A 21,118-nucleotide genomic window follows, 5' to 3' on the forward strand; every position below is an offset into this window, starting at 1 on the left:
AGCGGCGGCTTAGCGGGCGGCGCCCGCGTAACCCGCCGCGGCCGCCTTGCTGCGCGCCCAGTACACCCGCACGCCCAGCAGCGCCAGCACCACCAGGCCGAAGATGATGGGCTGCGAGAAGTCGTGCTTGGCCGCTTTCATCCACCAGAAGTGCAAGATGCCCAGCGGGGCGATCACGTACACCAGCCGGTGCAGCCACTGCCAGCGCTTGCCGCCCAGGCGGCGCACCATGCCGTTGGTGCTGGTCACGGCCAGCGGAATCAGCAGCACGAAGGCGATAAAGCCGACCGTGATGAAGGGCCGCTTGACCACGTCCTTGAGCATTTCCTGCACGTCGAAGAAATGGTCGAACCACAGGAAGGTGGTGAAGTGCAGCAGGCCGTAGAAGAAGGCGTACAGCCCCACCATGCGGCGCAGCTTGAGCAGCCAGTTCCATTTCGTCAGGCGCCGCAGCGGCGTCACCGCCAGCGTGATGCACAGGAAGTACAAGGTCCAGTCGCCGGTGGCGCGCGTGATGTACTGCAGCGGCTCGACCAGCTGGCCGCTGGCCGTGAGCCAGACCAGGTTGAAGAACGGCAGCAGCGACAGCACGAACACCGCCGCCTTCAGCGCCGTCACCTGCTTCGCGGTGGGAGTGAAGGCCATGTCAGAAGAACTTCTTCAGGTCCATGCCGGCGTACAGCGGCGCCACGTCGTTGTAGCCGTTGAACATCAGCGTTTTGCGCTTGCGCACCAGGAAGCCGTCTTCGCCGATGCGGCGCTCGGAAGCCTGCGACCAGCGCGGGTGGTCCACGTCAGGATTCACGTTGGAGTAGAAGCCGTATTCGGACGGCGCGGCGTCGTTCCACGCGGTGCGCGGCTGGTCCTTGACGAAGCGGATCTTGACGATGGACTTGGCCGACTTGAAGCCGTATTTCCACGGCGTGACGATGCGCACCGGCGCGCCGTTCTGGTTGGGCAGCACGTCGCCGTACATGCCCAGCGTGAGCAGCGCCAGCGGGTGCATGGCTTCGTCCATGCGCAGGCCTTCGCGGTAGGGCCAGGTCAGCACGCGGCTGCCCACGCCCGGCATCTGGGCCTTGTCGGCCAGCGAGATGAATTCGACGTATTTGGCGTTGCCGGTGGGCTCCACTTTCTTGATCAGCTCGGACAGCGAATAGCCCACCCACGGGATCACCATCGACCAGCCTTCCACGCAGCGCAGCCGGTAGACGCGCTCTTCCAGCGGCGCCAGCTTGAGCAGCTGGTCCAGGTCCAGGGTCAGGGGCTTCTTGACCTCGCCTTCGATGCTGACGGTCCACGGGCGCGGTTTCAGCGTGTGGGCGTTGCGCGCCGGGTCGTCCTTGCCGGTGCCGAATTCGTAGAAATTGTTATAGGTGGTGGCGTCCTTGAACGCGGTCTGCTTGTCGAGCGCGGAATAGGCGGGATTGAGCTTGGCGCCCAGCTTGCCGGGCGTGCCCTGCGCGAAGGCTTGCCGCGTGGCCATCTCGAGCAGCGCGCCGCCGGCGATGGACCCCACCGCCATCTGCTGGATGAAGCTGCGGCGCGACTCAAAGATCGCGCGCGGGGTAATTTCTGACGAGAACGGCAGGTCGATACCGTTCGGGCTACGTTTGATCAACATGATGACTCCGGGAGTAAAGGGACTCGTCTGGCTTTGTCGAACGAGACAGGGGTAACCTTACACCAATCCGCCACAGGCGCGATATCTCGCATTTGTATGCGTCTGTGTCCGCCGAAAAGCGGATACAAAGCCATACAAAAAGCCCCCGGTCACTGGCGTGAGCGGGGGCTTGGCGCCGCAGCAGCCGGCGTTTACAGCTTGCCGTAGGAATGCAGGCCGGACAGGAACATATTGACGCCCAGGAAGGCGAAGGTGGTCACCAGCAGGCCCACCAGCGCCCACCAGGCCGCTACCTTGCCGCGCAGGCCGGACATCAGGCGCATGTGCAGCCAGGCTGCATAGTTGAGCCAGACAATCAGCGCCCAGGTTTCTTTCGGGTCCCACGACCAGTAGCCGCCCCACGCTTCGGCCGCCCACAGCGCGCCCAGGATGGTGGCGATGGTGAAGAAGGCGAAGCCGGCCGAAATGGCCTTGTACATCACGTCTTCCAGCGTTTCGGCGTCCGGCAGGCGCGCCACCAGGCGGTCGCGCATCAGGTTGGTGACCGCGAACAGCACCACCAGCACGGCCGTGAAGCGGCTGGCATTGACCATGCCCTTGATGACCGCTTCGCCGGCGCCCGAGACGTAGGCGATCAGCCAGGCCAGCGCCAGCAGCACGATGGGGGCGATCACCAGCGCCTGCCACAGGGTGCGGATCTTCTCGTGCTTGAGCAGGTAGGCCCAGCCCACCATGGAGGCCAGCGCGAAGGTGCCATAGCCGATGAAATTGGCCGGCACGTGGATCTTCATCCACCAGCTTTGCAGCGCCGGCACCAGGGGCTGGATGTCGGCCGCGTCGCGCGACACGGTGTACCACAGCAGGAAGGCCACCGCCGCCGAGATCACCAGCAGCACGAAGGGGCCCAGCTGCTGCGTCTTGTAGTGGGCTTCGTAGTACAGGTAGAACATGGCCGTGATCAGCGCGAACAGGATGAACACTTCATACAGGTTGGAGATGGGAATGTGGCCCACGTCCGCGCCGATCAGGTAGGATTCGTACCAGCGCACCAGCATGCCGGTGATGCCGATCACCAGCGCCGCCCAGCACAGCTTGGAGCCGACCACGAAGCCCATCGAGGAATGGCCCACCAGGCCGATCCAGTAGAACAGCGTGGACAGGAAGAAGAACGTGCTCATCCACAAAATGGCGGACTGGCTGGACAGCATGTACTTGAGCCAGAATTTCTGGTTGGCGGCGTCCAGGTTGCCGCTGTACAAGGACACGGCCAGCAGCGCCAGCGCAAAGGCCAGCGGCAGGAACCAGCGCACCGGTTTCCAGTGCCAGCCCAGCGCCGCGAACGACGGCGCGGCCGCCAGCAGGATCACTTTTTCGTAGATGTCCATATAGGCGCCGTAGCGGTTCAGCGCGAACAGCGCACCGCCGGCCAGCGCCAGCGCGAACAGCCAGTCGAAGGCGTTCAGGCGCTTGAAATAGCCCGGCGTCTGGCTATAGGTTTGGGTTTGTGTCATTTCCATATTGGTCTCCAGTACTGCTCCATGCCATGCAGCTTACGCCGATTGCGGCAGCTTTTCCTTCAAGTCTGCAAATTCCTTGTCGAAGTCGAGGGTCTTGCGCTGCGTGCTCATGGCCATCAGCGCATGCGCCCCGCCTTCGGCGCCGTCCTTGATCCATACCCACAGGCGGCGCTCGCGGATGTAGAACATCGAGAACACGCCCAGCACCAGGAACAGGCAGCCCAGGTAGACCACGTTCTTGCCCGGCGACTTGGTCACCTGGAACACCGAGGCCTTGACTTCGTTGAATTCGTCCAGCTGCAGGTAGACCGGGGCGCCGTAGAAGGTGGCGTCGGACAGCGCGTTGGTGGCCAGCTGCAGGAAGCGGCCATGCTTCTCGTTGCCTTCCAGCGGGGCCAGGCCATCCTTCTCGCGCGCGGCCTGCCACAGCTCCCACATGCTGCCGTTCAGGATCTTCATGAAAATGTCGGCGGCTTTCTCCTGTTCCGCTTGCGGCACTTTCTCGAGGAAGCGCGAGATGGCCATGAAGCCGCCCGTTGCCGCGCCGCCGTCCTTGTCCTGGCCCGCCTCGGCGCCGGCGAACATGTTCAGGCTGCGCGCCGACGATAGCGCCAGCTGGTCGCGCAGCACGGCGCCGCCGGCGGCCTGGCCGGCAGAAGGCTTGGCCGCGTCGGCGCCGCCCGGCATGGCGCGGCGCGCATAGCGTTCGGCGGCGATGGCGCGCAGCGCCGGGTCGTGCAGCGCGGCGCGCAATCGCATCCATTCCTTGACGGTGTAATCGTCGTCGGCCGGGATGCGCAGGTAGCTGAACGGGTCGGCCGGGCTGGCGCGCACGCCGGCCAGGAACACGGTGGCGCCGTCCACCGTCACCGGCTGCATGTAGTTCTGGAATTCGCGCGCCTGGCCGGTCTTGTCGCGCAGCTTGTACTGCACGCTCGGGCCGACGTTCTTCAAATCCTTGTTGTTGGCATTCTTGGCGGCCGAGCCGAGCTGCTTGTCCAGGCCGCGCGCGAAGCTTTGCTCCAGCTTTTCGCCCTGGGCCACGGAACGCGCATCCTGGGAGGCCATGTTTTCCACGTTGAAGGGGCGGAAGCCGCTCCACTCGACGCTGTATTGCTGGCTCTGGCCCAGCGCCAGCGGCGTGGCCGAGTTGACCTCGCCGGTGAGGTCGAAGCTGTCCTTGCCGGCGCCCGCCATCGGGTAGCCCTTGAGCTTGAGCTTGGTGCCGCCGTCCTCGAAACTGGACTGGTACACCGCCAGGCCCTTGTAGACCAGCGGCTTGTTGACTTCGATCACCGAGCTGAAGGTCTTGCCGGTTTCATGGTCGCGCACTTCCACTTCGCTGGCGAACAGCTTGGGCATGCCGGTGCTGTAGAAGTCGATATTGAATTTCTTGAGCAGGATGGTGAACGGCAACTCCTGGATCAGCACCCCGTCCGCGCGCGGAATGATGGCCGTGTTGCTGGCCTGCCCCTCGGGGATGGCAGTGTTGGCGCGGTAGGTGGGGTTGCCCAGGCCGAGGCGGTGCTGGGCCGGGATCTCGGCGATGACGCCGCTGCCGGCGAACGGGCTCTTGCCCATGAACCATTCCTGGAAGCGGATCGGCATGTCCGAATCAAGCAGGCCGCCGATGCAGATCACCACGATGGCGGTGTGGGCGAAAATGTAGCCGAACTTGGCGCCCGCGCCGCGCTTGGCGGTGACCAGGGTGGCGTGCTCTTTCTCGACGATTTTGGCCCGGTAGCCGGCGTGGCCGAGGCGCTGCGCCATCTGCTGCGCCAGCGCGGCGCGCGGCAGCGGCGAGTTCCAGTCATTCTTGTGGTGGAAGTTCAGCAGCGACTGCTCGCGCACGTTCTCGCGCCAGCTGCGCATATCCTTCATCATCTTGGGCGTGTTGCGCACAATGCACAGCGTGGTCGACACCACCAGGAAGCCCATGATGGCCAGGAACCACCACGCCGAGTACACGGCGTACAGCCCCACCTTGTTGAACACTTCGAACCAGAACGGCCCGAACTGGTTTACATAGTTGGACATCGGCTCGTTCTGCTTCATCACCGTGCCGATCACGGAGGCGATGGCGATCATGGTCAGCAGGCTGATGGCGAAGCGCATCGACGACAGCAATTCGACGGTCGCGTCGAAGGCTGGCCGGCGGGTTTTCAGTTTGATACCGGCGGTGCTGGTGGTGCTCATGCGGACACTATCTCAAAAAGGACTGGCAGCAGAATACCAACAAAAAGGGCAGCCCGCTCACGCGGCCGCCCTCTTTTCGATATTCACGGACTGATAAGCGCCATATCGGCGCATAAATACACGGAATTACTTCAGGCCGGCCACGTAGTCGGCTACCGCCTTCATCTCGTCGTCCGACAGGCGCTTGGCGATGGTGCTCATCTCGGCGCTGTTCTTGCGGCCTTCACCACGGAAGGCGGTCAGCTGGCCCACCGTGTAATCCTGGTGCTGGCCGGCCAGGCGCGGGTACAGGGCAGGAATGCCGCCGCCGGCAGGGCCATGGCAGCTGGCGCAGGCTGGTACGTTCTTCTCGGCAATGCCGCCGCGATAGATCTTCTTGCCCAGCTCAACGGTGTCCTTGTTCTTGGCCGCGCCCGCTTTTTGCACCTGCGCGCTCAGATAGGCCGAAATGTTCTTCTTTTCATCGTCGGTCAGCATCTTGGCGTAGGTGCTCATCACCGGGTTGTTGCGCGACGGCGAGGCGAAATTCACCAGTTGCTTGTAGAGGTAGGCTTCCGGCTGGCCGGCCAGCTTGGGGTTGGCCGCGATAGTGGAGTTGCCCGCCGCGCCGTGGCAGGAGACGCACGCCGGCAGGCCGCGGGCGTTGTCGCCGTCGGCATACAGGGTGGAGCCTTTGGCAGGATCTACTTTGGCGGGAGCAGCATGTTCGGCAGCCGATGCGACACCCGAAACGGCCAACACTGCGAGGAGCAAGGACTTTACCAACGGTGAAAACGCACGATTCATTCAAACACCCTGAGACTAGTGAAAAAAATGGTGGGACTGCGATGTATTATTTTGCCGCTCGCTGAACTTTTGTTTGCGCGCTGATTTGCTTTTTTACATGGCAACAATTCGTAACCCCTTATTGTACAATAGCTTTTCGCGCTTTTAGCTTTCTTTGTTGCATTTCTGCCCACCCCTCCCCATGTCCAAACTCTGGCAAGCCCGCTTCTTTACCACCGTGAATCACTTGCGTGAATTGCCCAATACCACGGTGCCCGAAATCGCCTTTGCCGGCCGCTCCAACGCCGGCAAGTCGACCTCCATCAATATCCTGTGCAACCAGAAGGGACTGGCGTTCGCGTCCAAGACGCCGGGCCGCACCCAGCACATCAACTTCTTCTCGATCGGCGGCGCCCACGTGGCGATGCACCGCAAGGACCCGACCAAGGTCGAGGAAATCCAGGCCATGCTGGTGGACTTGCCCGGCTACGGCTACGCCGAAGTGTCCGGGAATACCAAGCTGTACTGGCAGCGCCTGCTGGGCGACTATGTGCAGCAGCGCGAACAGCTGGCCGCACTGATCCTGATCATGGATTCGCGCCGCCCGTTCACCGACCTGGACATCCAGATGCTGGAATGGTTCGCCCCGACCGGCAAGCCGATCCATTGCATCCTGACCAAGGTTGACAAGCTGACCCGCAGCGAATCGACCACCGTGCTGCGCCAGGCGCAAGCCAAGCTGGCCAGCTACGTGGACGAGGACGGCGAAGGCTTCCCGTTCACCGTGCAGCTGTTCTCGGCGCTCAAGCGCGTCGGCCTGGAAGAAGCCACCGCCAAGATCGTCGAACTGGCCGGCCTGGCCGAAGACGACGCCGCCGCCCAGGCAGAGCTCATCGATACACCGGACGAGACGCCGGAAGACTAAACCAGCAAAGGAAAAACTGTAGCCATGGCCCACCACACGCCCTTCCCCGCCATCCGCATGCGCCGTATGCGCCGCGACCCGTTCTCGCGCGCGCTGATGCGCGAGAACGCCGTCACCGCGTCCGACCTGATCTACCCGGTCTTCATCCTCGAAGGCACGAACCAGCGCGAGCCGGTGGCCTCGATGCCGGGCGTGGAGCGCGTGTCGGTGGACCTGCTGCTGACGGTGGCGGAGGAATGCGTGGCGCTGGGCATCCCGGTGCTGGCGCTGTTCCCGGTGATCGACGCGGCGCTGAAAACGCCGGACGGCATCGAGGCGACCAATCCGGACGGCCTGGTGCCGCGCGCCGTGCGCGCCCTGAAACAGGCCTTCCCGGAACTGGGCATCCTGACCGACGTGGCGCTGGACCCGTACACCAGCCACGGCCAGGACGGCCTGATCGACGACAACGGCTATGTGCTCAACGACGTCACCACCGCCATGCTGGTGCGCCAGGCCCTGTGCCAGGCGGACGCCGGGGTGGACGTGGTGGCGCCGTCGGACATGATGGACGGCCGCATCGGCGCCATCCGCGCCGCGCTGGAAGAGAAGGGCCACATCCACACACGCATCATGGCCTACTCGGCCAAGTACGCGTCGGCGTTCTACGGCCCCTTCCGCGACGCGGTCGGTTCCGCCAAAAACCTCGGCAAGAGCGACAAGAACACCTACCAGATGGACCCGGCCAACGGCAACGAGGCGCTGCGCGAAGTGGCGCTGGACCTGCAGGAAGGCGCCGACATGGTGATGGTGAAACCCGGCATGCCCTACCTGGACATCGTGCGCCGCGTGAAGGACGAGTTCAAGGTGCCGACCTTCGCCTACCAGGTCAGCGGCGAGTACGCCATGATCAAGGCCGCCGCGCAAAACGGCTGGCTGGACCACGACAAGGTGATGATGGAAGCCATGCTGGCCTTCAAGCGCGCCGGCGCCGACGGCGTGCTGACCTACTTCGCGCTCGACATCGCGCGCAAGCTGAAGGCGGCGTAAGCAGACGGAACAAGCAAGCGGGGCGCGAGCCCCGTTTTTTTATCGCCGGTAGTTCGGGAAGAACTCTTTCAGCAGGAACGCTTCCAGTTCGGCCTGGTATTGGCGGCCGGCGTTCATCGTGATCACCTTGCCCAGGCGGTGCGATTCCCACTGGAACTCGCCCGGCTTCTCCTTGCGGATCAGCTCTATCATGCGGCGCACGATGGCCGTCTCGATGTCCGGATCGGTCCCCAGTTCGACATGCACCTGCTGCGACCACTGGCGCTTGAAGTTGGTGTTCCAGCCGCGGAACTTGATGTCCGCGCTCAGCCCCGATTTGTTGATGATGGAGAAGATGCCGCCCGTGTCTTCCCGCTCGCCGGCCGCGTTGCGGCCCATGGCGCCCATGATGTTGGCGCGCGCGATGCGGTTGGCGCGCTCGGCGTCGCTTTCCTGCGGCTCCTGCGCCGGCTGCGGATTGGCGTCGGCGCGGCGCTTGCGGGCCGCTTCCACGCGCGCCATCATGTCCTCTTCCACGGCCGGGGTCGGCGGCGGCTTCATGGTGGCCTGCACCGGCGGCACATAGGTTTCCAGCTTGGGCGGCGCGGTCTTCCTGGCCACGGCCTTGCTGTCGCGGCGCGGCTGCGGCGGCGCCTTGGCCACTTCGGGCTTCTTCGGTTCCGGCTTGGCTTTCGGGGCCGGCTTGTCCTTGAGCGGCGCCACCCACACCATCTCGCCTTCCTTGGCGGGCGGTTTAAGGGAAATCTTTTGCTGGGGATGGAACAGGTAGTACAGCACGATGAGCAGGTGCAGCGCGATCGAGATGCCGATGCCGATGCGCTTGTGCCGGCTCGGCCCGCCATAGCCGCCATAGCCGTAGCTGCCGGGCGGAGGCAGCCGCTGGCCGCATGCTTCGCAATATTCGTGGCTGTGGTCGGCCCCGTGGGTGTGGCTGAACTGGAACAAGATAAACGGACTTTCTTTACAAACACCCGAGTACGCCAGCTTACCCGGACCCGGTCTTGATGGATGTTACCGTATGTATCACAAGATTGCCAAAAGCAAACGGGCCGGAAATCTTCCGGCCCGCCGTATGATATCAGTGCTTGGCAAGGCTGACAGCTTTTAGCTCCACCGGCGCCTTGGCCGGCTCCGGCTCGTCCGCCAGGGCCGCGTCGTCCATCGGCCCGCTGCCGCTGTATTTGTCGAGGAACAGGTAGATCACCGGGGTGATGTACAGCGTGATCACCTGCGAGAAGATCAGGCCGCCCACCACGGCCAGGCCCAGCGGCTGGCGCAGTTCGGCGCCGGCGCCCAGGCCCAGCGCGATCGGCAAGGCGCCCATCAGCGCGGCCAGCGTGGTCATCATGATGGGGCGGAAGCGCAGCACGCAGGCTTCGCGGATGGCGTCGGCCGGCGCCATGCCCTGGTTGCGCTGCGCGTCCAGCGCGAAGTCGATCATCATGATGGCGTTCTTCTTGACGATACCGATCAGCATCAGGATGCCGATGATGGCGATCATGGTCAGGTCCAGGTTGAAGATGCGCAAGGTCAGCAAGGCCCCCACCGCCGCCGACGGCAGGCCGGCCAGGATGGTCAGCGGGTGGATGTAGCTCTCGTAGAGCACGCCCAGCAGCACGTAGATGACGCCCAGCGCGGCGATGATCAGGATCAGCTGGCTGCCCTGCGAGCTCTGGAACACCGCCGCGTCGCCGCCGTAGGTGGTGATGATGGAGGCGGGCAGGCCCATGTCCAGCGCCATCTTGTCGATCTTGTTGGTGGCCACGCCCAGCGGCACGTCCGGCGCCAGGTTGAACGACAGCGTGATGGCCTGCAGCTGGCCCTGGTGGTTGACCGAGGTCGGGCCCACGGTGCGCTCCACGCTGGCAAAGCTGGACAGCTGCACCAGGTTGCCGGCCTTGTTGCGCACGGAAATCTTGGTCAGCGCGTCGTCGAACTGGCGGTCCTCGGCGGCCGCCTCCAGGATCACGAAGTAGCTGGCGGCGGACGAGTAGATGGTCGACACCTGGCGCTCGCCGAAGGCCAGGTAGAGCGCGCTGCGGATGGCGCTGATTTCCACGCCCAGGGTGTTGGCCTTGTCGCGGTCGATCTTGAGCGAGGCCTGCAAGCCCTTGTTCTGCGAATCGCTGGTGACGTCGCGGAAGTCGTTGTCCGAACGCATGCGCTCCTGGAACTTGTTGGCCCAGTCGCTCAGCGCATCCGGGCTGACCGACTGCAGCGTGTACTGGTAGCGGCTCTTGCTGGGGCGGCCGCCCAGCTGCAGGTTCTGCACGGGACTGAGGTAGACGGCCATGCCGGGCACCGCCTTGGTGGCCTTGCGCAAGCTGTCGAGTACCTGCGGCATCTTGGCGCGCTGGCCGCGCGGCTTGAGCACCAGGAACATGCGGCCGCCGTTGCCGCCGCTGACGAAGGACGTCACGTCCTGCACGTTGGGGTCGGCCATGATGACCTGCGCCACCCGGGTCTGCAGCTCCAGCAATGCAGCCGAGGAAATGTCTTCCGACGCCTCGGTGGTGACGCGGATCTGGCCCAGGTCTTCTTCCGGGAAGAAACCCTTGGGGATGGTGGCGTACAGCACCACGGTCAGCACGAAGGTGCCGATGGCCAGCGCCAGCACCACGTAGCGGTGCTTGAGCGCGATGTCCAGCGTGCTGGCGTAGCCGTTGCGCAGGCGCGAGAAGCCGGCCTCGAACCAGCGGCCGATGAAGGTGTCGTCGCCGGCGGCGGCGTGCGCCTCGTTCGGCAGCAGGCGCGCGCACAGCATGGGCACCAGGGTCAGCGACACCACCGCCGAGACCAGCACCGACAGCGCCACCACCACCGCGAATTCATGGAACAGCAGGCCGATCACGCCGGGCATGAAGAAGATGGGGATGAACACCGCCACCAGCGAAATCGAAATGGAAATGATGGTGAAGCCCATTTCGCGCGAGCCGACCAGCGCCGCCTGCAGCGGCTTCTTGCCCAGCTCGATGTGGCGCACAATGTTTTCCAGTACCACGATGGCGTCGTCCACCACCAGGCCCACGGCCAGGGTGATGCCGAGCAGGGACACGTTGTCCAGGCTGTAGCCGAAGGCGTACAGCAGGCTCAGTGCGCCCAGCAGCGAGATCGGCATGGTGATGGCCGGGATGAAGGTGGCGGCGGCCTTGCGCAGGAACAGGAAGATCACCAGCACCACCAGCACCACGGTCAGCGCCAGGGTCAGGTTGACGTCGTGGATGGCTTCACGGATCGACACCGAGCGGTCGTTGACCAGGTTGATCTTGACCGAAGCCGGCAGCTGGGCGGTGAAGCGCGGCAGCAGCCGGCGCACGCCGTCCACCACCTGCACCGTGTTGGCGTCCGGCTGGCGCTGCACCAGCAGCACGATGGAGCGCTCGCCGTTGTAGCTGCCGGCGGTCTTGACGGACTGGTAGCTGTCCTCGGCCTCGGCCACGTCCTTCAGGCGCACCGGCTGGCCGTTGCGGGTGGCGACTATCAGTTCGGCGAACTCGGCCGCCTTCATCAGCTGGGCGTTGCCCTGGATGGTGAGGGTCTGGCTGGGGCCGTCCAGGATGCCGAGCGGGGTATTGGCGTTGGCGGCGCGGATGGCCGCGGCCAGCTCGTCCAGCGTCATGTTGCGCGCGTTCAGCAGGTCAGCCTTGGCGCGGATGCGCACCGCGAAGCGCTTCTGGCCGTTGACGGTGACCTGGGCCACGCCGGGCAGCGTCGACAGGCTGGGCGCGACCAGGTTTTCCGCATAGTCGTTCAGTTCGGACAGGCTCAGCGACGGCGAGGTCATGGTCATGAACAGCACCGGCGCGTCGGCCGGGTTGACCTTGCGGTAGGACGGCAAGTCCGTCATTTCCTGCGGCAGCGAACGCTGCGCGCGCAGCAACGCGGCCTGCACATCGACCGCCGCCTCGTTGACATCGATGCTGGTGTCGAACTCCAGCGTCAGCGAGGTGTTGCCCAGGGTGCTGGTGGAGGTGATCATGCTCAGGCCGGCGATCGTGGAGAACTGCTTCTCCAGCGGCAGCGCGACCGAGGACGCCATGGTTTCCGGGCTGGCCCCGGGCAGGTCGGCGCCGACGTTGATGACCGGGGTGTTATAGCTGGGCAGCGCGGCGACCGGGATGTGGGCGTAGGCCAGCACGCCGGCCAGGATCAGGCTCAGCGACAGCAGCACCACCATCACCGGGCGGCGTATGCACAATTCGGACAGGTTCATGCCGCGCTATCCTTTTTCTTGGCAGCCCCGCCGCCCTCGCCCGCGCCCTTTTTCTTGTCCGGCGACGCGGCGTCGGCGATGCGCACCTTGCCGCCGGGACGCAGGTTCTGCTTGCCTTCGACGATGACCTTCTCATCGCCGTTCAGGCCGCTCACGGCGGCGTAGGGGCCGAACGTGTGCAGGCGCTTGATATTGGCCACCGCGGCGGTCTGGTCCGGGGCGACGGTGTACACGAAAGTACCTCTGGTGTTGTTAATGATAGCGTTTTGCGGCACCACCAGCACGTCTTTCAGCGTTTGCACGGTGAGCCTGGCGCCGACGTACTGGCCCGGCCAGAGCTGGGTCTGGCTGTTGTCGAACTCGGCCTTCACCCGGATCACGCCGGCCATCGGGTCGACTGCGTTGTCGATGAAGCTCAGCTTGCCCTTGAACAGCTTGCCGCCCGATTCCACCTCGACCGGCACCGCGCCGGCCTGTTGCGCCGCCAGCAGCCCGGCCAGCGCGCTTTCCGGCAGCGTGAAGGCGACATTGATCGGGTTCAGCTGGGTCACCGTGGTGAGCGAGGTCGACAGCTGCACCAGGCTGCCCGGGTAGACGTTGATGGCGCCCACCCGGCCCGTCAGCGGCGCGCGGATGCTGGTGTAGCTGGCGTCCACTTTGACAGCCTGGGCGGCGGCGAGATCCGCGTTGAGCACGGCGCGCGCCTGCTCGACCTGGCTGCGCAGGGTGTCGACCGCGCCCTGGGCGATGAATTTCTGCGCCAGCAGCTCCATGCTGCGCTGGTACTGGCGCTCCAGGTCGGCCAGGGTGGCGCGGTCGCGCATCACCTGGGCCTGGGCTTTCTCCACGTTGGCGTGTTCGCTGCGGCTGTCGAGCGAGAACATCAGCTCGCCCTGTTTGACGAACTGGCCTTCCTTGATGTGCACCTTGACAATGGTGCTGGTGGTTTGCGGGTGCAGGTCCACGGTGCTGATGGGCGACACCGTGCCGTTGGCGGTCAGCAGCACCGGCACGTCCTGCCGCTGCGGCGCCACCACGTTGACCGTGGTCGGTCCCTGCTGCCCCTGCTGTCCCTTGCCTTGGGCGCCCGCCTGCCCGGCCGGCGCTGCCGCCGGCTGCCCGAAATACCAGGCGCCCGCGCCGATCGCGGCGGCCGCAGCCACCAGAACTACCAGTGTCGTCTTTTTCATGTTGTTTTAGGTGAGTGCAAAGCGGGAATCATTTCCCGGCGTAATATTCGGGCAGTACCAGGGTGACCTCCAGGCCGCCGTCCGGGTGGTTGGCCAGCGCGATGCTGGCGCCGTGCTGTTCGGCGATGTTGCGCGCGATGGTCAGGCCCAGGCCGGTGCCGCCGGATTCGCGCGAGCGCGACGTCTCGATGCGGTAGAACGGCTCGAACACCTGCGCCAGCTGGTCGGCGGCAATGCCGGGGCCGGCGTCGCGGATGCGGATGCGGGCCGCGCCCACCATGCGCTCCACCGTCACGCTGGCGCTCTGGCCGTACTTGACGGCGTTGTCCAGCAGGTTCACCAGGCAGCGCCGGATCGCCAGCGGACGGCCCATCAGCGCCATGGCGGCGCGGCCCTTGAGGGCCACGTCCTGGCCGGCGTCGGCCGCGTCGGCGCACACGCTGTCGAGCAGCGAGTCCAGGTCCAGCGCCTGCATGTTTTCGGTGCTGTCCATGCTGCGCGCCAGGTCCAGGCCTTCCTTCACCATCTGCTGCGTGGCCGACAGGTCGCCCAGCAGCTTTTGCTGCAAGTCGCCGTCGGCCACTTTTTCCAGCCGCAGCCGCATGCGGGTCAGCGGGGTCTGCAAGTCGTGCGTGATGGCGGCCAGCATTTGCGTGCGCTGGAAGATGTGCTGGCGGATGCGCGCCTGCATGGCGTTGAAGGCGGCGCTGGCCTGGCGGATCTCGCTGGCGCCGCGCAGTTCCAGCGGCGCGTGGTTGATGTCGTTGCCCAGGTCCTTGGCGGCCTGGGCCAGCTGCTTGAGCGGGCGCACCGCCATGCGCGTGACCAGGTAGGCCAGGCCGACTATGCTGAACAGGAAAGGCAGCAGGCTGAGCAGCTCATTCTGGCCGGTCGGGGGCGGCGAGCGCGGCGGCAGGATGGTCAGGCGCAGCACCTGGCCGTCCGGCATGCCCACATTGATCGCCTCGCAGGTGCCGCGCCATTGGGCCGGGCCGAAGATGGAGTTGATCTCGCGCGGCGCGTCGCAGGCGGCGGGCCGCTCGGCCAGCGGCGCCAGCACGTAGTCCTGCCCCAGGCGCTCGCCCAGGTGGCGGGAAAAATCGGATTGCGGGTGGGCGGTGTTGATGGCGTCGCTGGTCGCTTCCAGCCGCAGGCCGCCCTGGCTGGTGATCTTCAGGTAGGTGGCGCGCCCTTCCGGCTTGACCACGCCGACCGTGGAGAGCAGTTCCACCGCGCGGTCCAGCGCGTAGGAGTCGCGGTAGCGCTCCAGCGTGCGCTGGCGTTCGTTGACGGCCAGGTATTGCGTCAGCGTGGCCGAGGCCACGATGCCGAGCAGCAGCACCAGGAACACGCGGCCCGTCATCGAACTGAGGAACGCTTTCACGTGCCCGGCTCCACGCTGACGGCGCCGGCCAGCACATAGCCGCCGTTGCGCACGGTCTTGATGATTTGCGGCACCCGCGCGTCCTCGCCCAGCTTCTGGCGCAGGCGGCTGATCTGGATGTCGATCGATCGGTCGAAGGGGTCGGCGTCGCGGCCCTGGGTCAGGTTCAGCAGCTGGTCGCGGTTGAGCACGCGGTTCGGGTGTTCCAGGAACACCTTGAGCAGGCGGAACTCGGCGCCCGACAGCATGATGACGATGCCGTCCGGATTCACCAGGTGGCGCGCGGTCAGGTCCAGGGTCCAGTTGGAAAAGCGCATCTGCTGCACCTTGTCGGAACCGGCATTGGACGGCATGGCGTGGCTGCGGCGCAGCACGCTGCGTATGCGGGCTAGCAATTCGCGCGGCTCGAACGGTTTCGGCAGGTAGTCGTCGGCGCCCATTTCCAGGCCCAGGATGCGGTCCAGCGGCTCGTTGCGGGCGGTCAGCATGATGACCGGCAGCGACGACGTGGCGCGCAGCTTGCGGCACAGGCTCAGGCCGTCGTCGCCGGGCAGGTTCAGGTCCAGCACGATCAGGTCCGGGCGCGCCTCGTCGAGCTGTTTCCACATGGCGCCGCCGTCCGCCGCGCACTGCGCGCGGTAGCCATTGGCCTCCAGGTAGTCGGCCAGCAGGGAGCGGATATCGCGGTCGTCGTCGACGATCAGGATGGTAGAAGTTTGTTCCATGCCTCAATTATCCTCAGTTCGGAGGGGGAAGGCCAATAAGGGTTTGTATCGGCTTGTATATCTGCAAGCGCTGCAGTCCCGGCGAAACAGTTTGATACAAAAGCGGCGGCTGGGGCAATGCAGCGGCAACACCGCGCTGCCAAGATGGCCTCCATGTGCAGTGCACATCGAGTGTAGCCACCGAACCCAACCTCAAAGGACTTACCATGAACACGATACGCAAATCCCTGATCATCGGCATGGCCGTGCTCAGCCTGGGCGCGGTGGGCGGCAGCGCCTTCGCCGCCGACACCCCGGCCCCGGGCCGCCACGGCCAGGCCCTGACCCAGGAGCAGCGCGCCGCCAGGGCCGCCGAGCGCCAGGCCACATTCAAGGAAATGATGGCCAGGCACCAGGCCGCGCTGCACGACAAGCTGAAGCTGACGGCGGCGCAGGAACCGGCCTGGAACGCCTTCGTCGCCGCCAGCGCGCCCAAGCTGCCGGCGGCCCGCGCCGACCGCGCCGCGCTGGCCCAGCTGAGTGCGCCGGAGCGCGCCGAGCGGCGCCTGGAGATGCACAAGCAGATGATCGCCCAGCATGAAACCCGCCTGGCCGCGCTGAAGACCTTCTACGCCCAGCTGACGCCCGAGCAGCAGAAGACCTTCGACCAAGCCACCCAGCGCCACCACCGACGCGGCCACCGTCCTGGCGGCGGCCACGGCGCCATGCACCATAGCTGATCGGGCTTGCATCAAGCACAAGGGGCGCCACGGCGCCCCTTGGTTTATTGCAGCTTGTCCAGCGATTTCAGGAAGGTTTCCGCATTCTGGAAGCCGACCACGCGGGAGTCCGGGATTTCCTGGCCTTGCGGGTTGAACAAGATGATGCCGGGCGGGCCGAACAGCTTGAAGCGCTTCAGCATGGCCTTGTCGTCCTCGTCGTTGGCGGTCACGTCCACCTGCAGCAGCACGGTGTTGGCCAATTTGGCCTTGACGGCCGGGTCGACGAAGGTGAGCTTTTCCATTTCCTTGCAGGACACGCACCAGTCGGCGTAGAAGTCCAGCATGGCGGTCTTGCCGCCGGTTTGCGCCAGCGCGGCGTCCAGCTGGGCCACGGTCTTGACGCGCTGGAAGTGCACCGGCTGCTCGCCGCCACGCCCCAGGTGGGCCAGCGGCGCCAGCACGTCCCGCCCGCCGGTGGCTGCGCCGACCAGTTGCACCGCCCCCAGCAGGACGAACACCACGGCCGCCGCCTTGCCCAGCCAGCCCGTGCCGGCCCGGCCCCGGCTACCGGCCGTCAGCAGGTAGACGCCGTAGCCTATGCCCAGCAGCGCGAAGCCCAGCATGGCCACCCAGGCCGGCAGCACCGGCGACACCAGCCACAGCGCCATGGCCAGCAGCAGCACGCCGAAGAATTTCTTCACATTGTCCATCCAGCCGCCGGCGCGCGGCAGCAGCGTGCCGGCCGAGACGCCCACCAGCACCAGCGGCACGCTCATGCCCACCGCCATGGCGAACAGCGCGCCGCCGCCGATGACCACGTCGCGCGTCTGGCTGATGTAGACCAGCGCGCCGGCCAGCGGCGCGGCCACGCAGGGGCCGACGATGAGGGCGGAAATGGCGCCCATGGCGAACACGCCGGCCAGCTTGCCGGACGACTGGCGGCTGGACACCGTGCTCAGCCGGCTTTGCAGCCCGGCCGGCACTTGCAGTTCGTACAGGCCGAACATGGACAGCGACAGCGCCACCATCAGCAGGCCGAAGGCGCCCAGCACCCAGGGGTTCTGCAGCGCGGCGGCCAGGCCTTCGCCGATCAGCCCGGCCGCCACGCCCAGCGCGGTGTAGACGATGGCCATGCCCAGCGCATAGGTGAGCGACAGCAGCAGGCCGCGCCCGCGGCTGCTGCGCGCACCTTCGCCGACGATGATCGAGGACAGGATGGGCACCATGGGCAGCACGCAGGGGGTGAACGCCAGGCCCAGGCCCAGCAGCGCGAACAGCGGCAGGATCACCAGCAGGCGGCCGCCCTGCAGCGCCGCTTCGATCTTGCCCAGTTCGCTGACCCCGCCGGCGCCGGCCGCGTCCACGCCGGCCAACGCGGCGCCCGGCCCTGCGGCGCCAGGCAGCGACATGGCCGCGCCGCTGCCGCCGGCGCCCACCAGCTTGACCTGGGCCTCCTGCGGCGAGTAGCACAAGCCCTTGTCCGAGCAGCCCTGCGAGGTGGCCAGCAAGGTGAACGGGCCGGCGGTGTCGACCGGGATGGTGATGGTGACCTGCTTGCGGTAGGTTTCCACGTCCTTGTTGAAGGTTTCGTCGAACTTGACCTTGCCGGGCGGAATGTCCGGCGCGCCCAGCGTGGCGCCCTGCGCCTTGAACATGAAGCGCTCGCGGTACATATAGTAGCCGTCGGCGATGTCATAGGTGACGCTGGCGGTTTTCTCGTCCAGCATGCGGGCGGAGAACTTGAAGGCGACAGCCGGATCGAGGAAGTCTTCCTCGGCGCGGGCCGGCGCGGCAAACAGCAGGACCGTCAACGCCAGCAGGCGGACGAGGAAGTGGGCAAAGCGGGACATGACTGCCTTCGAGAACTGAAACCCGCCTATGGTACACCTGGCCGCGCTTTCCCGCCCGGCCATAAAAAAAGCCAGGCAGCGCCTGGCTTTTTTCCTGACTCAGCGTGATTTACGCTTCGTCGGCAACTTCAACAGCTTCGGTGATCTCTGGACGGTCCAGCAGTTCAACGTAAGCCATCGGCGCGTTGTCGCCCACGCGGAAACCCATTTTCAGGATGCGCAGGTAACCGCCGTTGCGGTTGGCGTAGCGTGGGCCCAGTTCGGCGAACAGCTTCAGAACCATTTCGCGGTCGCGCAGGCGAGCGAAAGCCAGGCGCTTGTTGGCCAGGGTGTCGGTCTTGCCCAGGGTCAGGATCGGCTCGATCACGCGGCGCAGTTCCTTAGCTTTAGGAACGGTGGTTTTGATGGCTTCATGACGCAGCAGGGAAACGGTCATGTTGCGCAGCATAGCCAGGCGGTGGGACGAGGTACGGTTCAGCTTACGGAGGCCGTGACGGTGACGCATGGTACTTCCTTTCGATGATGTTTAATGCCAGGTTCTTCGATCGCCAGGGGGACAGCTATCGCTGCCCGCCAGGGCGCGGACCGGTTCATAAGGGTTAAACGCGCGCGGCACATGCCGCGCGCGGGTACAGCAAAATTACTTCTCCAGGCCGGCAGGCGGCCAGTTCTCCAGCTTCATGCCCAGAGTCAGGCCACGCGAAGCGAGCACTTCCTTGATTTCGTTCAAGGACTTGCGGCCCAGGTTCGGCGTCTTCAGCAGTTCGTTTTCCGAACGCTGGATCAGGTCGCCGATGTAGTAGATGTTTTCCGCTTTCAGGCAGTTGGCCGAACGTACGGTCAGCTCCAGGTCGTCCACCGGACGCAGCAGGATAGGATCGACCAGCGGAGCACGCGATGGCGCTTCGGCGGCCGCTTCCGTGCCTTCCAGGGCGGCGAATACATTCAACTGGTCCACCAGCACGCGGGCCGACTGGCGGATCGCTTCTTCCGGCGTGATCACGCCGTTGGTTTCGATGTTGATGATCAGCTTGTCCAGGTCGGTACGCTGTTCCACACGGGCCGATTCCACGGCGTAAGACACGCGGCGCACTGGCGAGAACGACGCGTCCAGGATGATGCGGCCGATGGTCTTATTGGTGTCTTCGGACAGGCGGCGGACGTTGCCCGGCACATAGCCGCGGCCTTTTTCCACTTTGATCTGCATGTCCAGCTTGCCGCCTGCGGTCAGGTGGGCAATCACGTGGTCCGGATTGATCAGCTCGACGTCGTGCGGCAGGTCGATGTCCGATGCCAGGACGGCGCCTTCGCCTTCCTTCTTCAGGGTCAGGGTGACGGAGTCACGGTTGTGGACTTTGAAGACCACGCCCTTCAGGTTCAGCAACAGGTCAACCACGTCTTCCTGGACGCCGTCCAGCGACGAGTACTCGTGCACCACGCCGGCAATCGTCACTTCGGTCGGCGCGTAGCCGATCATGGACGACAGCAGCACGCGGCGCAGCGCATTGCCCAGGGTGTGGCCATAGCCACGCTCGAACGGCTCCATCACGACTTTAGCGTGACCGGCGCCCAGGGCTTCGACGTCGATGATACGTGGTTTCAACAAACTGTTTTGCATGAAATGTCCTTTTCAATACCCTCGGCTCATTACACCGATAAGGCTGATGGCATTAGTGAAAAAGCCCACTGGGCGAAACCCAGTGGGCGGAGGCTACTTACTGCGATTAACGCGAGTACAGTTCGACGATCAGCGATTCGTTGACGTCGTGAGCGATTTCGTTACGCTCTGGCAGCGATTTCAGCGTGCCTTCCATTTTCTTGGAGTCAACCGACACCCAGGCTGGCATGCCGACTTGTTCCGCCAGCGACAGCGCTTCAACGATACGCACTTGCTTCTTGGCTTTTTCGCGCACGGCGATCACGTCACCGGTTTTCACGGCGTAGGAAGCGATGTTGACCACTTGGCCGTTCACGGTGAAGGCTTTGTGCGATACCAGCTGGCGCGCTTCAGCGCGGGTCGAGCCGAAGCCCATGCGGTAAGCCACATTGTCCAGGCGGGTTTCCAGCAGGGACAGCAGGGTTTCGCCGGTGTTGCCCTTGCGGCGGTCGGCTTCGGCGAAGTAGCGGCGGAACTGGCGTTCCAGGATGCCGTACATGCGTTTTACTTTTTGCTTTTCGCGCAGCTGGTTGCCGAAGTCCGAGGTGCGGGCGCCCGATTTCACGCCGTGCTGGCCTGGCTTGACGTCCAGTTTGCATTTCGAATCCAGGGAGCGGCGGGCGCTCTTCAGGAACAGGTCGGTGCCTTCACGGCGGGACAGCTTTGCTTTTGGTCCGATATAACGTGCCACGGTGTTTTCCTTTAAATATGACGCCCCAGCCGCGGCGCGACTATGCGTGCGGTTAGGCGCTAGTCCAGCTCACTTTCAGCTTGGACGGTGGCTGACAAAACGAAAAACCCGTCGAAATCCATCCGACAGGCGAGAACAGCCGGACAGTATAGCCGTTTCCGGCCCACTGTTCCAGCGGTTTTTTGCTTCCAAGAGGACGACGCCGGCGGGAGCGGGTTGCCCCGCCGCCGGCAGCATCATTAGATACGACGACGCTTAGGAGGACGGCAGCCGTTGTGCGGTACTGGGGTAACGTCCTGGATCTCGGTGATCTTGATGCCCAGGTTGTTCAGTGCGCGCACTGCGGATTCGCGGCCAGGGCCTGGGCCCTTGATGCGCACTTCCAGGTTCTTCACGCCGCACTCAACAGCCACTTTACCTGCGGCTTCAGCAGCAACCTGCGCTGCGAACGGGGTCGATTTACGCGAACCCTTGAAGCCAGCGCCACCGGAGGTCGCCCACGACAGAGCGTTGCCCTGACGGTCGGTGATGGTGATGATGGTGTTGTTGAAGGAAGCGTGAACGTGTGCGATGCCTTCTGCAACGTTCTTCTTGACCTTCTTGCGTACGCGAGCTGCTGCTGCGCTGCTTTGTTGCTTAGCCATAATATTT

General features: G+C 64.9%; 18 protein-coding genes. 3 read left to right on the plus strand and 15 right to left on the minus strand.

Annotated elements, in window-relative coordinates; translation table 11 throughout:
• Nucleotides 1-9 precede the first annotated feature (9 nt).
• From msrQ to AC6H42_RS26515, 5 genes are all read right to left on the minus strand, one after another.
• Nucleotides 10-645 carry a protein-methionine-sulfoxide reductase heme-binding subunit MsrQ gene (gene msrQ, locus AC6H42_RS26495; RefSeq protein WP_057158329.1) on the minus strand — a complete coding sequence of 212 codons (636 nt, stop codon included), beginning with the start codon at nt 643-645 and terminating at the stop codon, nt 10-12.
• A gap of 1 nt (nt 646) precedes the next feature.
• Nucleotides 647-1,624, minus strand: a complete 978-nt coding sequence (msrP, locus tag AC6H42_RS26500) for a protein-methionine-sulfoxide reductase catalytic subunit MsrP (RefSeq protein WP_497549325.1) — start codon at nt 1,622-1,624, stop codon at nt 647-649.
• A 191-nt stretch (nt 1,625-1,815) separates the two neighbouring features.
• Nucleotides 1,816-3,135: a c-type cytochrome biogenesis protein CcsB gene (gene ccsB, locus AC6H42_RS26505; RefSeq protein WP_057158375.1), complete on the minus strand. Its 1,320-nt coding sequence runs from the start codon at nt 3,133-3,135 to the stop codon at nt 1,816-1,818.
• Between the two features lie 39 nt (nt 3,136-3,174).
• Complete coding sequence (locus AC6H42_RS26510; RefSeq protein ID WP_057158331.1) at nt 3,175-5,337, minus strand: cytochrome c biogenesis protein ResB; 2,163 nt, start codon at nt 5,335-5,337, stop codon at nt 3,175-3,177.
• Between the two features lie 126 nt (nt 5,338-5,463).
• A complete protein-coding gene (locus tag AC6H42_RS26515; protein WP_057158332.1) occupies nt 5,464-6,123 on the minus strand; it encodes a c-type cytochrome in 660 nt (219 codons plus the stop codon).
• Nucleotides 6,124-6,304: 181 nt separating this feature from the next.
• Between AC6H42_RS26515 and yihA the strand changes: the two genes are divergently transcribed.
• Nucleotides 6,305-7,027: a ribosome biogenesis GTP-binding protein YihA/YsxC gene (yihA, locus tag AC6H42_RS26520; RefSeq protein ID WP_057158333.1), complete on the plus strand. Its 723-nt coding sequence runs from the start codon at nt 6,305-6,307 to the stop codon at nt 7,025-7,027.
• A gap of 24 nt (nt 7,028-7,051) precedes the next feature.
• Entirely contained in the window at nt 7,052-8,056 is a 1,005-nt protein-coding gene (gene hemB, locus AC6H42_RS26525; RefSeq protein ID WP_057158334.1) for a porphobilinogen synthase, read from the plus strand.
• A gap of 39 nt (nt 8,057-8,095) precedes the next feature.
• Here hemB and AC6H42_RS26530 read toward each other — a convergent pair whose 3' ends face one another.
• The 5 genes from AC6H42_RS26530 to AC6H42_RS26550 form a co-directional block, all read right to left on the minus strand.
• Nucleotides 8,096-9,001 (minus strand): cell envelope integrity TolA family protein, encoded by a 906-nt coding sequence (locus AC6H42_RS26530; RefSeq protein WP_497549326.1) that lies wholly within the window; start codon nt 8,999-9,001, stop codon nt 8,096-8,098.
• Between the two features lie 133 nt (nt 9,002-9,134).
• A complete protein-coding gene (locus AC6H42_RS26535; RefSeq protein WP_057158336.1) occupies nt 9,135-12,269 on the minus strand; it encodes an efflux RND transporter permease subunit in 3,135 nt (1,044 codons plus the stop codon).
• The gene (locus tag AC6H42_RS26540) at nt 12,266-13,459 is read right to left on the minus strand and encodes an efflux RND transporter periplasmic adaptor subunit (protein ID WP_057158337.1); all 1,194 of its coding nucleotides are present in this window, start codon (nt 13,457-13,459) and stop codon (nt 12,266-12,268) included. Before AC6H42_RS26540 ends, AC6H42_RS26535 begins: the two co-directional genes overlap by 4 nt.
• Before the next feature lie 28 nt (nt 13,460-13,487).
• Complete coding sequence (locus tag AC6H42_RS26545; protein ID WP_057158338.1) at nt 13,488-14,843, minus strand: ATP-binding protein; 1,356 nt, start codon at nt 14,841-14,843, stop codon at nt 13,488-13,490.
• Entirely contained in the window at nt 14,840-15,568 is a 729-nt protein-coding gene (locus AC6H42_RS26550) for a response regulator (RefSeq protein WP_057158339.1), read from the minus strand. Before AC6H42_RS26550 ends, AC6H42_RS26545 begins: the two co-directional genes overlap by 4 nt.
• A gap of 206 nt (nt 15,569-15,774) precedes the next feature.
• Here AC6H42_RS26550 and AC6H42_RS26555 point away from each other — a divergent pair, with 206 nt between their 5' ends.
• Nucleotides 15,775-16,287 carry a Spy/CpxP family protein refolding chaperone gene (locus tag AC6H42_RS26555; protein ID WP_057158340.1) on the plus strand — a complete coding sequence of 171 codons (513 nt, stop codon included), beginning with the start codon at nt 15,775-15,777 and terminating at the stop codon, nt 16,285-16,287.
• Nucleotides 16,288-16,331: 44 nt separating this feature from the next.
• Here AC6H42_RS26555 and dsbD read toward each other — a convergent pair whose 3' ends face one another.
• The 5 genes from dsbD to rpsK all read right to left on the minus strand — a co-directional run bounded on the left by dsbD (nt 16,332) and on the right by rpsK (nt 21,111).
• Nucleotides 16,332-18,119, minus strand: coding sequence for a protein-disulfide reductase DsbD (gene dsbD / locus AC6H42_RS26560; protein ID WP_497549327.1), 1,788 nt, complete (start codon nt 18,117-18,119; stop codon nt 16,332-16,334).
• A 109-nt stretch (nt 18,120-18,228) separates the two neighbouring features.
• Nucleotides 18,229-18,624 (minus strand): 50S ribosomal protein L17, encoded by a 396-nt coding sequence (rplQ, locus tag AC6H42_RS26565; RefSeq protein ID WP_056404269.1) that lies wholly within the window; start codon nt 18,622-18,624, stop codon nt 18,229-18,231.
• A 135-nt stretch (nt 18,625-18,759) separates the two neighbouring features.
• Nucleotides 18,760-19,737 carry a DNA-directed RNA polymerase subunit alpha gene (locus tag AC6H42_RS26570; protein ID WP_026354946.1) on the minus strand — a complete coding sequence of 326 codons (978 nt, stop codon included), beginning with the start codon at nt 19,735-19,737 and terminating at the stop codon, nt 18,760-18,762.
• Between the two features lie 106 nt (nt 19,738-19,843).
• Nucleotides 19,844-20,467, minus strand: coding sequence for a 30S ribosomal protein S4 (gene rpsD / locus AC6H42_RS26575; protein ID WP_057158342.1), 624 nt, complete (start codon nt 20,465-20,467; stop codon nt 19,844-19,846).
• Between the two features lie 239 nt (nt 20,468-20,706).
• Entirely contained in the window at nt 20,707-21,111 is a 405-nt protein-coding gene (gene rpsK, locus AC6H42_RS26580; protein ID WP_008444339.1) for a 30S ribosomal protein S11, read from the minus strand.
• Between the last annotated feature and the right edge of the window lie 7 nt (nt 21,112-21,118).

Source organism: Massilia sp. NBRC 108631 (assembly GCF_059704565.1).